The organism is Microbispora sp. ATCC PTA-5024 (assembly GCF_000511135.2).
GTDB lineage: Bacteria > Actinomycetota > Actinomycetes > Streptosporangiales > Streptosporangiaceae > Microbispora > Microbispora corallina.
The window spans coordinates 117,851-131,652 of the sequence record NZ_KI866527.1; the positions used below are offsets into that span (position 1 = coordinate 117,851).

Annotated in this window: 12 protein-coding genes and 1 pseudogene; 7 read left to right on the top strand and 6 right to left on the bottom strand. The window is 74.4% G+C overall.

Annotated features, from left to right (window positions below; all coding sequences use genetic code 11):
* From MPTA5024_RS35025 to cysS, 4 genes and pseudogenes are all read left to right on the top strand, one after another.
* Window positions 1-689 (top strand): annotated as a pseudogene (locus MPTA5024_RS35025) (sigma factor-like helix-turn-helix DNA-binding protein); the annotation flags it as partial.
* Window positions 690-693: 4 nt separating this feature from the next.
* Entirely contained in the window at window positions 694-2,754 is a 2,061-nt protein-coding gene (locus MPTA5024_RS35030) for a UvrD-helicase domain-containing protein (RefSeq protein WP_036332273.1), read from the top strand.
* A 49-nt stretch (window positions 2,755-2,803) separates the two neighbouring features.
* Complete coding sequence (locus MPTA5024_RS35035; protein WP_036332274.1) at window positions 2,804-4,672, top strand: sigma factor-like helix-turn-helix DNA-binding protein; 1,869 nt, start codon at window positions 2,804-2,806, stop codon at window positions 4,670-4,672.
* Window positions 4,673-4,703: 31 nt separating this feature from the next.
* Window positions 4,704-6,077 carry a cysteine--tRNA ligase gene (gene cysS / locus MPTA5024_RS35040; RefSeq protein WP_036332275.1) on the top strand — a complete coding sequence of 458 codons (1,374 nt, stop codon included), beginning with the start codon at window positions 4,704-4,706 and terminating at the stop codon, window positions 6,075-6,077.
* An 8-nt stretch (window positions 6,078-6,085) separates the two neighbouring features.
* Here the strand turns inward: cysS and MPTA5024_RS35045 are convergent, their stop codons facing one another.
* On the bottom strand, window positions 6,086-6,286 hold the full coding sequence (locus tag MPTA5024_RS35045; RefSeq protein WP_198167584.1) for a hypothetical protein: 201 nt from the start codon (window positions 6,284-6,286) through the stop codon (window positions 6,086-6,088).
* Here MPTA5024_RS35045 and MPTA5024_RS35050 point away from each other — a divergent pair.
* Entirely contained in the window at window positions 6,276-7,157 is an 882-nt protein-coding gene (locus MPTA5024_RS35050) for a quinone oxidoreductase family protein (protein WP_232326778.1), read from the top strand. The two genes, MPTA5024_RS35045 and MPTA5024_RS35050, sit on opposite strands and share 11 nt — an antisense overlap.
* 171 nt (window positions 7,158-7,328) lie before the next feature.
* Here the strand turns inward: MPTA5024_RS35050 and rraA are convergent, their stop codons facing one another.
* A complete protein-coding gene (gene rraA, locus MPTA5024_RS35055) occupies window positions 7,329-7,811 on the bottom strand; it encodes a ribonuclease E activity regulator RraA (protein WP_036332276.1) in 483 nt (160 codons plus the stop codon).
* A 100-nt stretch (window positions 7,812-7,911) separates the two neighbouring features.
* Between rraA and MPTA5024_RS35060 the strand changes: the two genes are divergently transcribed.
* The gene (locus MPTA5024_RS35060; RefSeq protein ID WP_036332277.1) at window positions 7,912-8,481 is read left to right on the top strand and encodes a hypothetical protein; all 570 of its coding nucleotides are present in this window, start codon (window positions 7,912-7,914) and stop codon (window positions 8,479-8,481) included.
* Window positions 8,482-8,484: 3 nt separating this feature from the next.
* On the opposite strand, the gene MPTA5024_RS35065 is transcribed toward MPTA5024_RS35060, so the two are convergent.
* The 4 genes from MPTA5024_RS35065 to mshB all read right to left on the bottom strand — a co-directional run bounded on the left by MPTA5024_RS35065 (window position 8,485) and on the right by mshB (window position 11,661).
* Window positions 8,485-9,528 carry an MBL fold metallo-hydrolase gene (locus MPTA5024_RS35065; RefSeq protein WP_051459066.1) on the bottom strand — a complete coding sequence of 348 codons (1,044 nt, stop codon included), beginning with the start codon at window positions 9,526-9,528 and terminating at the stop codon, window positions 8,485-8,487.
* 71 nt (window positions 9,529-9,599) lie between these two features.
* On the bottom strand, window positions 9,600-10,022 hold the full coding sequence (locus tag MPTA5024_RS35070; RefSeq protein WP_036332278.1) for a hypothetical protein: 423 nt from the start codon (window positions 10,020-10,022) through the stop codon (window positions 9,600-9,602).
* Between the two features lie 45 nt (window positions 10,023-10,067).
* Window positions 10,068-10,460: a DUF6113 family protein gene (locus tag MPTA5024_RS41585; protein WP_036332279.1), complete on the bottom strand. Its 393-nt coding sequence runs from the start codon at window positions 10,458-10,460 to the stop codon at window positions 10,068-10,070.
* Window positions 10,461-10,752: 292 nt separating this feature from the next.
* Complete coding sequence (mshB, locus tag MPTA5024_RS35080; RefSeq protein WP_036332280.1) at window positions 10,753-11,661, bottom strand: N-acetyl-1-D-myo-inositol-2-amino-2-deoxy-alpha-D-glucopyranoside deacetylase; 909 nt, start codon at window positions 11,659-11,661, stop codon at window positions 10,753-10,755.
* Window positions 11,662-11,740: 79 nt separating this feature from the next.
* Between mshB and MPTA5024_RS35085 the strand changes: the two genes are divergently transcribed.
* A complete protein-coding gene (locus tag MPTA5024_RS35085) occupies window positions 11,741-13,801 on the top strand; it encodes a DPP IV N-terminal domain-containing protein (RefSeq protein ID WP_036332281.1) in 2,061 nt (686 codons plus the stop codon).
* Window position 13,802 lies beyond the last annotated feature (1 nt).

Genomic DNA, 13,802 nt, shown 5'->3' on the forward strand with positions numbered 1-13,802 from the left:
CCGCGGCCTCCGGTGGGTCCGCGGCCTCCGGTGGGTCCGCGGTCTCCGGTGGGTCCGCGGCCTCCGGAGTCTCCGGGGAGCGGCGAGCGGCCGCTCCCGGGCCCGCGGCGTCGCCTGCGGCCTCCGGCGAACGGCGCCGGTTCGGGGCCGCGCCCGGCGCCCCGGAACGCGCGCAGGGTCAGCTCAAGGACGTGAGCCTCACCCGCCGCTGCTTCCGGCAGCCCGACGGCCGCTGGTGGCTGCGCGTGGACGTGACGGCGGGCCACCTCGACGGCGGGGAGGTCCCGCTCCCGACAGGATTCGCCGCCTACGTGGGGCTCCACCCGGGCGACAGCCGTACGGTCCGGAGCGCCGCGGGAGAGGTGTCGGTGGCGTGGCATGCGCGCCCGGCGCTGGGCTCGCTGCAGCGGATCCTCGGCGAGGTGGCGGCGGAGGAGGGCGGCCACATCTTCCTCACCCTCTCGGAGGAGGGGATGCTGCGGGTCAGGCACCTGCCGGCCGCGGCCGGCGGCGACGACACGAGCCGCGCGCTGCGCCTGGTCGGCTACACGGCCCCCGGAGGCACCCAGGACCAGGCCGTCCGGGTCATCGCGACGAGGATCGGGCTCAGCGGGCCGGTCGGCAGGGCCGAGCTCCTCACCCGGTTACGAGAACGCGGGGACCGCGACCTGCTGTCCCTGATGGGATAGTCGGGTGCCCCGGCTCGCGATCGCCCCGGAGTTCACCCGGGACCTCGGCGCACTGTCCCGGCCGGTCCGCCGGGACGTCGTCGTCGCGGTACGCCGGTTCCTGCGCAACTCCCCGTCGGCGCCGCACCCGGAGCGGGTGCGCAACAGCCGCGACCACCGGGTGGCGACGCTGCGGCTGGCCGACCGCCACCGCGGCGTGGTCGTCCGGCAGAACGACGTCTACTGGCTGCTGACGGTGCTGCCCGACGCGGAGGCGTGGTCGTACGCCCAGCGGCACCGGTTCGGGGTGAACACGGCCATCGGGGTCGTCGAGTGCTGGGACGCCGAGGCGCTCGAACGGATCGAGCCCGCGCTCTACCGGGCGGCCGAGAGCTCCGACCGGCGGCTGTTCGACCGGTTCTGCGACACCGAGCTCCTGCACCTCGGGATCGACGCGCGGCTGCTGCCGCTGCTGCGCATGATGACGTCGGAGAGCCATCTGACGGCGGTGGAGCCGTTGCTGCCGGAGAGCCAGTACGCGCCGCTGGCGGCGCTCGCGCGGGGCGGCTCACTCGCGGCGGCCTGGCGGGAGCTGGACGCGTGCCGGGCCTTCCCCCTCGACGAGGTCGACCCGGAGGACCTGGCGGAGGCGCTGCGGCGCAGTCCCGGCCAGGCGGCCTTCGCCGAGGGCCAGCACGAGCTCGACCGCATCCTCACGACGCCCCACTGGTGCACGTTCCTGCACCCGCCACAGCACACGTACGCCAACTGGCCGCGCTACGACCGCCCGGTGCTGGTGACCGGCGGCGCGGGAACCGGGAAGACGATCGTGGCGCTGCACCGGGCGGCCGGGCTCGCGCGGGCGGCGGGCGGGCCGGTGCTGCTGGTGACGTTCTCCCAGGGGCTCGCGACCGAGCTGTCCGCGCGGCTCGACATGATCGTGAACGACGAGGTGGTCCGCAAGCGCGTCGAGGTGGGCAACGTGGACCGCATCGCCCATCGCATCGTGGCCGAGGCGGAGGGCCGCGCCCCGGCGCTGGTGGGCGCGGCGGAGCTGGCCGAGCTGTGGCAGGAGGCGGCCATCGGCCGGTTCGGCACGGCGTTCCTGCTGCGCGAGTGGGAGCAGGTCATCCTCGCGCAGAACCTGCGGACGTTCGACGAGTACCGGGACGCGTCCCGCCCGGGGCGGAGCGTGGAGCTGGACGCCGACGCCCGCCTGGTGGTGTGGGAGGCCGTCCAGCACGTCGTCGGGCGGCTGCGGGAGACGGGCCGCCGGACGCTGCTGCAGCTCGCCTCCGAGGCCGCCGACCTGCTCGGCCGGTCGGTCGGCGACCTGCTGGGCGAGGAGGCGCCCGGGAGCCGGCCGTACCGGCACATCGTGGTGGACGAGGCGCAGGACCTGCACCCGGCGCAGTGGCGGCTGCTGCGCGCCGCCGTCCCGGTCGCGGCCAACGACCTGTTCGTGGTCGGCGACCCGCACCAGCGGATGTTCGACACCCGGGTGGCCCTCGCGGACGTCGGCATCCCGGCCCGCCGCTTCCACCTGAGGATCTCCTACCGGCTGCCGCAGGAGATCCTCACCTGGGGGGTGCGGCTGCGCGGCGGCGGCCCGGCCGACGGCCTCGTCCCCGGCAACGCCGAGATGTACGGCTACCGCGCCGTGGGCCACGGCCCCCGCCCGATGGTGCGGGAGTACGTCACGCCGGAGGCGGAGCTCGCCGGGCTCGTCTCCCACGTGGCCGAGTGGGTCGAGGACGGCGTGCCGACGGCTGAGATCGCCGTCACCGCCCGCACCGCGGACCTCGTGAAAACCGCACGTACCGCACTACGCGAAGCGGGCATCATGGTCAAAGTGACCCCACTTCACGGCATGAAGGGTCTGGAATTCCGTCGCGTGGCCGTGATAGGCGTGGCTGACGGAATCGTGCCGGCGCCCGACGCGCTGACCCCGGCCACGGAGGACCCCACGGCCCGGGCGCACGATCTGCAACGGGAACGGGGGCTGCTCTACGTGGCGTGCACACGAGCGGGAGAGCTGCTCTACGTGTCCTATTCCGGCCGTGCCAGTCCCTTCCTGCCTTCCTGATCCCCTAGTCTGAACTGCGGATATATTCCCCTTGCCGGTTGGACCTGCATTGAACCTGAGCCTTAGCGACATCGTGCCTCCGCTGCGCTGGACGGCGCCCAGCCAGGTAGAGCCGATCGCGAGCGACCCCGGTCTCCCCGACGCGTGGTGGCAGGCACTCCCCCTTGACCGGGCCTGTGCGGCGGTGGGGACGGCCCAGGTCGCCTCCCGGCTCGCCGACCTGACGACGGCCTGCTGGTCCCACCTGATCCTCGGGGACATCCTGCCGCTGCTCAGGTTCACCGACCCGCACGAGAGCCTGCAGACGCCCGGCCCGCGCGAGGCGGTCCACGCCCTGTTCACCGCTGTCATCGACAAGCTGCTGGCCACCGACCCCGACGAGGAGTCGGCGGCCGCGCCGGTCCCCCCGGCGCTGCCCGAGCGGCCGCTCCCCGAGGTCATCGACGAGATCTTCGCCCGGCTCGACGACCGGCAGCGGGCCATCGCCAGGGACCGGCTCTACTTCGACTCCAGCCAGCAGCCGGGCCAGTCCGCGCAGCGGGCGACGCTCGACGAGCTGGCCCAGCGGTTCTCGGTGACCCGGGAGCGGATCCGGCAGATCGAACGCGACCTGCGCGACCACGTCCTCGGCTGGATGAACGGCCCCCAGGCGGCCCCGCTGACCGCCCACCTCGCGTGGCTGCGCACCCGGCTCGGCTCGGCCGCGCCGGCCGACGACCTGGCGGCGGCCGTCCCCTGGCACCGCACCGAGCTGACCACGCTCGCCATCCCCGCCTGGCGGTTCGTCCGCACGCTGCTCACCGGGTACGAGCAGGTGGACGGGTGGCTGGTCGCCGGGGGCGCCGACGAGCTGAGGGAGAAGACCCGGCAGCTGTTCTCCGACGGGCCCCGGCCCCTCGACGAGGCCGTGTCCATGGTCGCCCAGCTCGGGATCAGGGAGGACGTGGGCGAGCGCTGGCTGGCCTCCGTCCCCCACCTGCGGGTGCTGGAGGGCCATGTCGTGCCCTGGCCGCGCAGCGTCAACGACAAGGCCGAGGCCGTGCTGGCCGTCGCGGGTTCCCCCCGTACGCCGGAGGAGATCCAGGCCGGCATCGGCGAGGACTACAGCATCGTCGGCATCCGCAACCAGCTCGCCTCGGACGAGCGGTTCATCCGGCTCGACCGCAACAAGTACGGCCTGCGGCGCTGGGGCGGCGACGAGTACCTGGGCATCCGGGAGATGATCGGCCGCGAGATCGAACGGGCCGGCGGCGAGGCGTCGGTGAGCACGATCGTCGACAGCCTCACCTCCCGCTACGAGGTGAGCGAGAGCTCCATCCGGGCGTACGCCGGGGGGCCGGGGTTCGAGCGCACCCAGCGCGGCTGGATCCGCGTGGCGGCCCCCGACCAGGCCGAGGCGTACCAGCCGCGGCGCGACGTGTCGACGACCCGCCGCTGCTTCCGCAGCCGCGACGGGCGCTGGTGGCACCGGGTGGACGTCAACGCCGAGCACCTGCGCGGCTCGGGCTCGCCGCTGCCGACCGGGTTCGCCGCGCACCTCGGGATGGCGCCGGGCGGGCAGCTCACGGCCTCCACGGCGTCCGGCGAGGTGGTGATCAGCTGGCACAACCAGCCGACGATCGGGTCGATCCGGGGGGTGCTGGCGGAGTACAACGCCGCCGAGGGCGACCACGTCTTCCTCACGGTCTCCGACGGCGGGGAGCTGCTGACCCGCTTCCTGCCGGCCGCGGCCGCCGGGCTGCCGCCGCTCAACCGGGCGCTGTACCTGATCGGGTACACCGCCCCGGTGGCGTCCGAGGCCGAGGGGCTCCGCCTCATCGGCGCCCGCATCGGCCTGCCCGAGGGCGCCTCCCGCGACGAGGTGCTCGACCGGCTGCGGGACCGGGGCGACCGCGAGATCCTCCAGTTCCTCTCCTGACCCTCGGGACGCCACCGCATAGGCTCGTGTCATGCTGCGGCTCCACGACACCCGGACCAGGCGCACCGAACCCGTCGTCCCGCAGGGCGCCCGCGTCCTGCGGATGTACACCTGCGGGCCGACCGTCTACCGGCCCGCCCACGTCGGGAACCTCCGGGCGTACGTGTTCGCGGACCTGGTCCGCCGGGTGGCCGAACGGCGCGGGCTGCGGGTGATCGCCTGCCAGAACGTCACCGACGTCGGCCACCTGACGGACGACGCCGACGAGGGCGAGGACAAGGTGCTCGCGCAGGCCCGGCGCGAGGGACGGTCCCCGCTGGAGGTGGCCAGGCACTACGAGGACGCGTTCTTCCGCGACACGCTCGCGCTCAACATCCGCAGACCCGAGCACACGCCGCGGGCGAGCGAGACGCTCGACCTGATGATCGAGCTCATCGCGCGGCTGATCGAGCGGGGGCACGCGTACGAGGCGCCCGGTGGGGCCGTCTTCTTCGACGCCGCCTCCTTCCCCTCGTACGGCGAGATCTCGGGCAACCGGCTCGACCGGCTGAAGCCGGCCCACCGGATCGACGCCGTGGACGAGCGCAAGCGGTTCCACGCCGACTGGGCGTTGTGGAAGCCCGGCGAGGGCGAGCTGACCTGGGACTCCCCCTGGGGGCGGGGCTTCCCCGGCTGGCACATCGAGTGCTCGGCCATGTCGCTGCGCTACCTCGGCGACCGGTTCGAGCTGCACACCGGCGGCATCGACCTGCGCTTCCCGCACCACGAGGACGAGCGGGCCCAGTCGGACGCCGCCACCGGGCACGAGGTCGTCTCCCGCTGGGCGCACAACGAGCACCTGCTGTTCGACGGCCGCAAGATGGCCAAGTCGACGGGCAACGTGGTGCTGCTGTCCGACGTCGCGGCCGAGGGCCTCGACCCCCTCGCCGTACGGCTGGCGCTGCTGGAGCACCGCCACCGGCAGCAGATGAACCTGACCTGGGACACGCTGCGCGCGGCCGACCGGACGCTGCGCCGATGGCGGCGGCGGGTGGCCCAGTGGGCCGAGTCCCCCAGCCGGCCCATCGACCCCGACAGGGCGCGGCCGGTCGAGCAGGCCCTCGACGACGACCTCGACGTCCCGCTGGCGCTGCGGCTGCTGCGCGACCTCGAACGGGACGAGTCGGTGGAGCCGGGGTCGCGGTTCGAGACGTTCCTCCACTTCGATCACATCCTGGGCCTCGACCTGTCGTCCGAGATCGGGAAGGTGCCGGTGCTGCCGCCCGGGGCCGCCGACCTGCTCCTGCAGCGGGAGCGGGCCCGGGCCGCCGCCGACTGGGCCGCCTCCGACCGGCTCAGGGAGGAGCTGTCCGGGCTCGGCGTCGCGGTCGCCGACACCCCGGACGGCCAGATCTGGACCCTCTGAGCCGTCGGTCAGGAGGCGGCCTCGGGCTGCCGGGTCTGGCTGATCAGCACTCCCGTCGCGCGTTCCAGCAGGTCGCACAGCGATGAGTGCTCCTCCGGGGTGAACGCGCCGGTGAGCGCCCGTTCCAGGACGATGACCTCCCGGTAGGCGCGGTCGAGCAGCTCGCGGCCCTCGTCCGTCAGGGTGGCGACAAGGACCTTGGCGTGCACGGGAGAGGTGGCCGTCCGGGTCGCCTACGCGGGTGTCCAGTGGGGTGACGTGCTCGTCCGCGACGGCCACTTCGCCGTGCCCCGCCCGTTCGTCCCCGGGTTCGAGGCCGCCGGGCGCGTCGTCGCGGTGGGCGAGGGGGTGGATCCCGCCCGCGTGGGCGAGGAGGTCCTCGCGCTGACCTCGTCCGGCGCGTACGCCGAGGTGGTGGTGGCGCCCGCGGCCCTGGCGGCGGCGGTCGGCGGGCTGGACCTCCGGACGGCGGCCGCGCTGGGGTGGACCGCGCCGGCGGCCTACGACCTGGTGGCGACCGCCGGCCGCGTCCGTGAGGGCGAGAGCATCCTCGTCCACGCCGCGGCGGGCGGGGGCGGAACACTGGCGGTGCAGTTCGCCCGGCTCGCGGGCGCGGCGAGGGTCGTGGGTGTGGCGGGCGACGCCGATCGGACGGCTTACGCGAAGGGGTTCGGCTACGACGAGGTGCTGCTCCGCGCGGACCTCCCCGGCCTGGACGAGGGATTCGACGTGATCCTCGACCCGGTCGGCGGCCCGGTCAGGCAGGCCGGCCTGGACATGCTCGCGCCGCACGGCCGGCTCGTGGCGTACGGCAACCTCGCGAGCTACGAGCCGGTGACGGCGTCGGCCAACGATCTGCTCATGAGGGGCACGTCGCTGGTGACGTACAACGGGAACCTGCTCGCCGCCACCCACCCCGAGCGGCTCGCCGCCTCCGTCCGCGAGGCGATCCGCGCCGTCGCCGAGAGCCGGGTACGGGTGGACGTCACGGCCGAGTACGACCTGGCCGACGTGGAGACCGCCGTCCAGCGCCTCGCCGACGGCACGAGCCGCGGCAAGACCGTCGTCCGCGTCCCCTGAGCCGGCGTACGGCCGGCCCCCGCATCGGCTCACGGGGGAACCTCGCGGAGGCCTTCGGGATCCCGGGAGCGGGCGACGATCCTCGGCACGCCGGCGGAGGTCGGACGGGGAGGCGGCGGCCGCAGGGACGTGCCACGTCCGACCGGCCCGCCTCCCCGGTGTGCGGCGCCGTCAGACGGGGAGGCGCTCGTCGCTGACGACGACGCCGTCCTCGTCGCTGTAGACCCACTGCCCGGGCCGGAACGTGACGTCGCCGAACGTCACGGGCACGTCGACCTCCCCGAGGCCCGTCTTGGCGCTCCTGCGGGGATTCGACCCCAGCGCCTTGATCCCGAGATCCAATCCGGCCAGGGCGACCGTGTCGCGCACGGCGCCGTTGACGATCACTCCGGCCCAGCCGTTCGCGACCGCGGACGAGGCGATCACGTCGCCCATCAGCGCGGTGCGCAACGACCCGCCCCCGTCGACCACCAGCACCCGCCCCTCCCCCGGCGTCCCGAGCACCTGCTTGACCAGCGCGTTGTCCTCCAGGCAGCGGACCGTCGCGACCGGGCCGCAGAATCGGGCGCGGGAGCCGTACGGGCGGAACTGCGTGGTGCAACTGCCCAGCGCGTCGCCGTGGGCGTCGAAGAGGTCGGCCGTCGCGAAGCTCATGCCGGAATTGTGGCAGGACGCCCCCGGCCGGCTTTCGCGGACCCGCACCGTTCCATCACCGGATGCCGCGTGCTACAAGTCGCGCATGCGAGGACAGCCCATGACCCCCGTCGCCGTCGCCGTCGCGGCGACGGCCGGAGCCGCCGCCGTCGTCGTGGCCCTGGTCCTCGTGCTCACGGCCGCGCCGTCCGGAGAAACGGCCGTGCCGTCCGTGCCGTCCGTGCCGTCCGCGGTGGCGGCGCCCGTCCCCTCATCACAGCCGCGGGCGGACGGCGCCTCCATGGACGAGGAGGACGAGGGGTACGAGGAGCGCCTGCCGGCCGGCACGGCCTGGCCCCTCAAGCTCGGCGAGGCCACCCGGAACAGGCTCGCCGAGGCGGCGCGCCGTGCCGGGGCCGGGCCCGCCGCGCTCACCGCCGCCGTCCACGGCACCCTCTACTACGGCGTCGTCTACGGGGAGACCGAGCCGGCCGACGCCTACTACGTCGTCAGCACGGGCCTCCCCAGTCACGCCTGGACGAGGCCGGGACGCGGCGACTGGCGCTACCTGGGCGCCTACCAAGCGGACGACTGCCTGCCGGCCGCGCCCCGCACCTTGTTCCGGGTGTGGAACCTCCAGTTGTCGACCCGATTCCCCTTCCCCGAGTCCCCCTGCGCGCCGCCGGCGTGAGGCTCAGGGGAGCGTACGGCTCTCGCCGACGGCGAGGTCCCACAGGTCGGCGGGGTCGAGGCCGCGGGACGCCCACGCCTCGCGCGTCTCGGCGACCGGCCCGAGGAGCGGCTCGCCCGACAGGACGAACGTGCCCCAGTGCATGGTCGCCATCCGCCGCGCCCCCACGTCGAGGAACCCCTGGACGGCCTCGGCCGGATCGACGTGGGAGGCCTTCATGAACCACCTGGGCTCGTACGCGCCCACGGGCATGAGGGCGAGGTCGATGCCCGGGTACCGCTCGCCGATCTGGGCGAACCGCTCCCCGTACGCCGTGTCGCCGGCGAAGTAGACCCGATGCCGGGGCGACGTGAGGACCCAGCCGCCCCACAGGGTGCGGCAGGTGTCCCACGGCGTGCGGCGGCTCCAGTGGTGGGCCGGGACGAAGTCGAAGGACACCTCGCCGAGGCGGGCCGACTCCCACCAGTCGAGCTCGGTGACGTTCCGGAAGCCGCGCCGGGTGAACCAGGGGGCCAGCCGGGCCGGGACGAAGACGGCCGTGTCCCTGGGCAGCCGCCGGATCGTCGGCGCGTCGAGGTGGTCGTAGTGGTTGTGGCTGATGACCACGGCGTCGATCGCCGGCAGGTCGGACCAGGCGACGCCGGGAGGGGTGAGCCGCTGCCGGACTCCGGGGATCTTGCGCGACCACACGGGGTCGGTGAGGACGGTCAGGCCGCCGATCCGCAGGACGTACGTGGCGTGCCCCACCCAGGTGACGACGGTGTCGGTGGCGGCGGCCGGGGGCAGCCCCGACCGGCGCACCGGGATCTGGTCGGCGTCGCCGACGTCGGTGCGGAACCCCCCGTGCCACATCACGCTGAGGACCTCGCGGAAGTCCGGCAGCGGGCAGGTCAGGCGATCGGCGAAGCTCGACGGCCACCGGCGGGGCCCCGAGGGCCGGACGACAGGGGCGACGGGGACGGCGGTGGCGGCGGCAGTGGCGGCGGGAACGGGAGCGAGGGGGACCTGCGGGGTCTCGGAGCTCTCCGGTTGGATCGTCTGCGACATGGACCCTCCCTTCAGCAGTCCATGATCCCCACGGGGAGCGGAATATTCCTCCTACGACCGGCGGATTCCGCTCATCCTTGGGACCTACTCCACCAGGGCATGACCCTGGGGTAGCCGCCGTCGTCGAGGTTCGCCAGGCGCTCGAACAGGTTCCAGGACGCGGGGTGTCCGCAGATGACGAGCGACAGCGCCGAGGCGGCCACGTAGAGGAGGAGCATGGGCAGGCCGACGCAGGCGGCGTACTGCGTGGCGTGCCGCGACTCGTGGTCGAGGAGCCGTCCCGCGAGGTAGCCGTCCTCGTGCTTGGTGAGGATCACGTTCCCGACCGTGAACGCCCCGGCGATCGGGAACGGGATGCGGTAGCCGTGGGCGTAGACGAGGCCCCGCTCCCCCTTCCTGGTCGTGGCGCCGCCGATCCGGGCGATGCACAGCCCGAGGGGCGTGGAGAGGTTGACATAGTTCACCACCTGCCGGACCCGGTGCGCACGCCGCATGCCCCCAGCATCCGCGCGGCCCACCGGCGCCGCAAGCACCGCGCCTCAGGATCTGCCGTACGACCGCAGGAGCCAGGACCCCTTGGACGGGGTGACCACGACGGCGGCCGCGACGGCCACGGCCCCGCCGTACAGGTAGACGAACCCGGAGGTGTCGCCCGCGATGACGAGGTCGCCCGCGGCCTGCGGGGTGGCGAGCAGGAAGGAGATGACGAGCCACCCGGCGGCGGGCATCAGCGCGGCCAGCTTGCCGCCCATCAGCCGGCCCGTCGCGTACGGCACGGCGAACAGCGCCGCCAGCCACACGATCGCGGCCCCCGGGATCTCGCCGACGTACCAGGCGTGCTCGAACCCGCCGACCACGCCGAGGACCACCCCGAGGAGGAACAGCACGCCGTAGACGGCGCCCGTGAGGGCCCCCGCCAGCGGTCCGCTCATGGCCTCGTCACCCGCGGCGGTCTCCTGGCCGTACGCCCCCGCCGACGGCCCAAACGGTCCGTACGGGCCGGCGGGGCCCTGACCGTGGGGGCCGGCGGGACCGTGACCGTGAGATCCGGCGGGACCGTGACCGTGAGATCCGGCGGGACCGTGACCGTCAGGCCCGGCCGGCCACGCGGCGTCCCCGTCGTACGGGCGGGGCTGCGCAGGACCGTCGGCGGGCACGGGGCCGCCGGCCGGCGTGCCGGGCCCCGCCTCGCGTCCGGGCGTCTCCTCGGTCATGCGGCCGACCCTAGCCGATGCCCGCGAACAGGTCGGTCTCCCGGTTGTGCGGCTCGCCAAGCCCGCCCGCCTCGTACGGCGCGCCGATACCGGGCGGGCCGGGCACGCCGGCGCGCAGGATGTAGTGCTCGACGCCGAAGGCCTGCTGCCCGATGTTGTTCGACAGCGCGAACCACGGCGCGTCCACCGCGATCTGCGAGGCGTGCGCGCGCATCGCGTCGAGCTTCGCCTCCACGTACGGCCGGGCGTCGATCTCGGTCGTGACGTCCTCGTCCGCGCACCCGAACGGCATGTCGTCGACGTCGTCCGGCGCCCAGAACTCCACGGCGGCCTCGCGCATCGCCTCGGCCGCCCGCTTCATCACCGACCTCGGCACGGCGGTGTGGTAGAACTTCGCGATCCGCCAGGGCTCGCCGCCGGGCAGGGTGGGGTCGGCGGCCCGCTGGAAGGCCAGCCGGGCCACCCGGTGGGCCTGGATGTGGTCGGGGTGGCCGTAGAAGCCGTTCTCGTCGTAGGTGACCAGGACCTGCGGCCGCACCTCCCGGATGATCTTCACGAGCTCGTCGGCGGCCTCCTCGAGGTCGGCCCGCCAGAAGCAGCCGGGGTTGTCGTTCGAGGCGACGCCCATCATGCCGGAGTCGCGCCACCGGCCGGCGCCCCCGAGGAAGCGGTGGTCGGTCACGCCGAGCGCCTTGCACGCGGCGGCCAGCTCGCCGATCCGGTACTGCCCGAGGGTGTCGTCGCGGTCCGCGGCGCGGTGCGCGAGCTCCTGCGGGATGATCTCCCCCTCCTCGCCGAGGGTGCAGGTCACGAGGGTGACGTGGGCGCCCTCGGCCACATACTTCGCCATGGTCGCCCCGGTGCCGATCGACTCGTCGTCGGGGTGGGCGTGCACGAGCAGCAAACGACGGTCCGTCATGGATCCGAGCCTAGGTCATGGGCCGGTCCGGCCGATCGGCCCCGCCGACGGCACCCCCGAGCTGGCAGTATGAGGGGCTATGACTGAGAGTTTCCCACGGATGCAGGCGAGGACGCGGCGGTTCACCCTCGGGGTGCCCCGCGGATTCACGATCTCTCCGGACGGCCGCCGCGCGGTCTTCCTGAGAACCAGGTCCGGCACCGACCCCGTCACCTGCCTGTGGGAGCTCGACGTCGCCACGGGCACGGAACGGATCGTGGTCGACCCGCTCGGGCTCGGCCCGGCCGACGAGGACCTGCCGCCGGAGGAGCGGGCGCGCCGCGAGCGGATGCGGGAGGCCGCGGGCGGCGTGGTGGCCTACGCCACCGACCGCGAGGCCCGGCTGGCCGTATTCGCGCTGTCCGGCGAGCTGTACCTGGCCGATCTCGCCCGCGAGGGCCGGGTGCGCCGCCTGCCCGCCGCGGGCCCGGTGATCGACCCCCGCCTCGACCCCACCGGCTCCCGGGTCGCGTACGTCACCGGGGGCGCCCTGCACGTCCTCGACCTCGCGAGCGAGGCGGACACGGTGCTCGCCGCCCCCGAGGGCGACCAGATCTCCTACGGCCTGGCCGAGTTCATCGCCGCCGAGGAGATGGACCGGATGCGCGGCTACTGGTGGTCCCCCTCGGGCGACCGGCTGCTGGTGGCCCGGGTGGACGAGTCGCCGGTCGCGCTGTGGCACATCGCCGACCCGGCCAATCCCGAGCGCCCGGCGACGCCGCAGCGCTACCCGGCCGCCGGGACGGCCAACGCCGAGGTCACGCTCTTCGTGATCGGGCTGGACGGCTCGCGGGTGGCCGTGCCGTACGAGCAGGAGTACCTGGCCACGGCCCTGTGGGACGCCCACGGCCTCGCCCTCGTCACCCTCGCCCGCGACCAGCGCTCGATGCGCCTGCTGGCCGCCGACCCCGCCACCGGGGAGACGTCGCTCGTCCGCGAGGACACCGACCCGGCCTGGATCGACATCGTCCCCGGCGTGCCGGCCCGCCTGTCCGACGGGACCCTCGTCTGGGTGGCCGACTCCGACGGCGGCCGCCGGCTCGTGGTCGGCTCCGAGCCCGTCACACCCCCGTCGCTGCAGGTCCGCGCCGTGCTCGACGTCGACGGCGACACCGTGCTCTTCCAGGCCGCCGCCGAGCCGACCGAGATCCACCTGTGGACGTACGCCGCCGGCTCGCTGTCCCCGGTGACCACCGAGCCGGGCGTCCACGCGGGACGGCTGTCGGGCGGCGTGACCGTCGTCGCGCGGCAGAGCCTCGACAGCGAGGGCACATCGGTCACCGTCGTACGCCCCGGCGGCACGACGGCGGCGATCCGGTCGGCGGCCGAGCGTCCCGGCCTGGAGCCGCGGGTGTCCCTCATGCGGGCCGGCGCGCGCGGGCTGTCCACCGCCGTCCTGCTGCCGTCCTGGCACGTGCCCGGCTCGGCGCGGCTGCCCGTCCTCATGGACCCGTACGGCGGCCCGCACGCGCAGCGGGTCCTCCAGGCGCGGCGCATGTTCCTGGAGTCCCAGTGGTGGGCGGAGCAGGGCTTCGCCGTCGTCGTGGCCGACGGCCGGGGGACGCCCGGGCGCGGGCCGGCCTTCGAGCGGGAGATGCTCCACGACTTCACGCTCTCTCTGGAGGACCAGGTGGACGCCCTCCAGGGCGTGGCCGCGCAGTACCCCGACGACCTCGACCTGACCAAGGTGGCCATCCGCGGCTGGTCGTTCGGCGGCTACCTGGCGGCGCTGGCCGTGCTGCGCCGCCCGGACGTGTTCCACGCGGCCGTCGCCGGGGCCCCGGTCACCGACTGGCGGCTCTACGACACCTGCTACACGGAGCGCTACCTGGGCCACCCCGACGAGGGCCACTACGAGGGGTCCTCGCTGCTGGGCGACGCGGAGAAGCTGGAGCGGCCGCTCATGCTCGTCCACGGCCTCGCGGACGACAACGTGGTGGCGGCCCACACGCTGCGGCTGTCGTCCGCCCTGCTCGCGGCGGGCCGCGCGCACACCGTGCTCCCGCTGTCCGGGGTCACCCACATGACGCCGCAGGAGGTCGTCGCGGAGAACCTGCTGCTGCTCCAGCTCGACTTCCTCAGGAAGTCCCTGCAGATCTGAT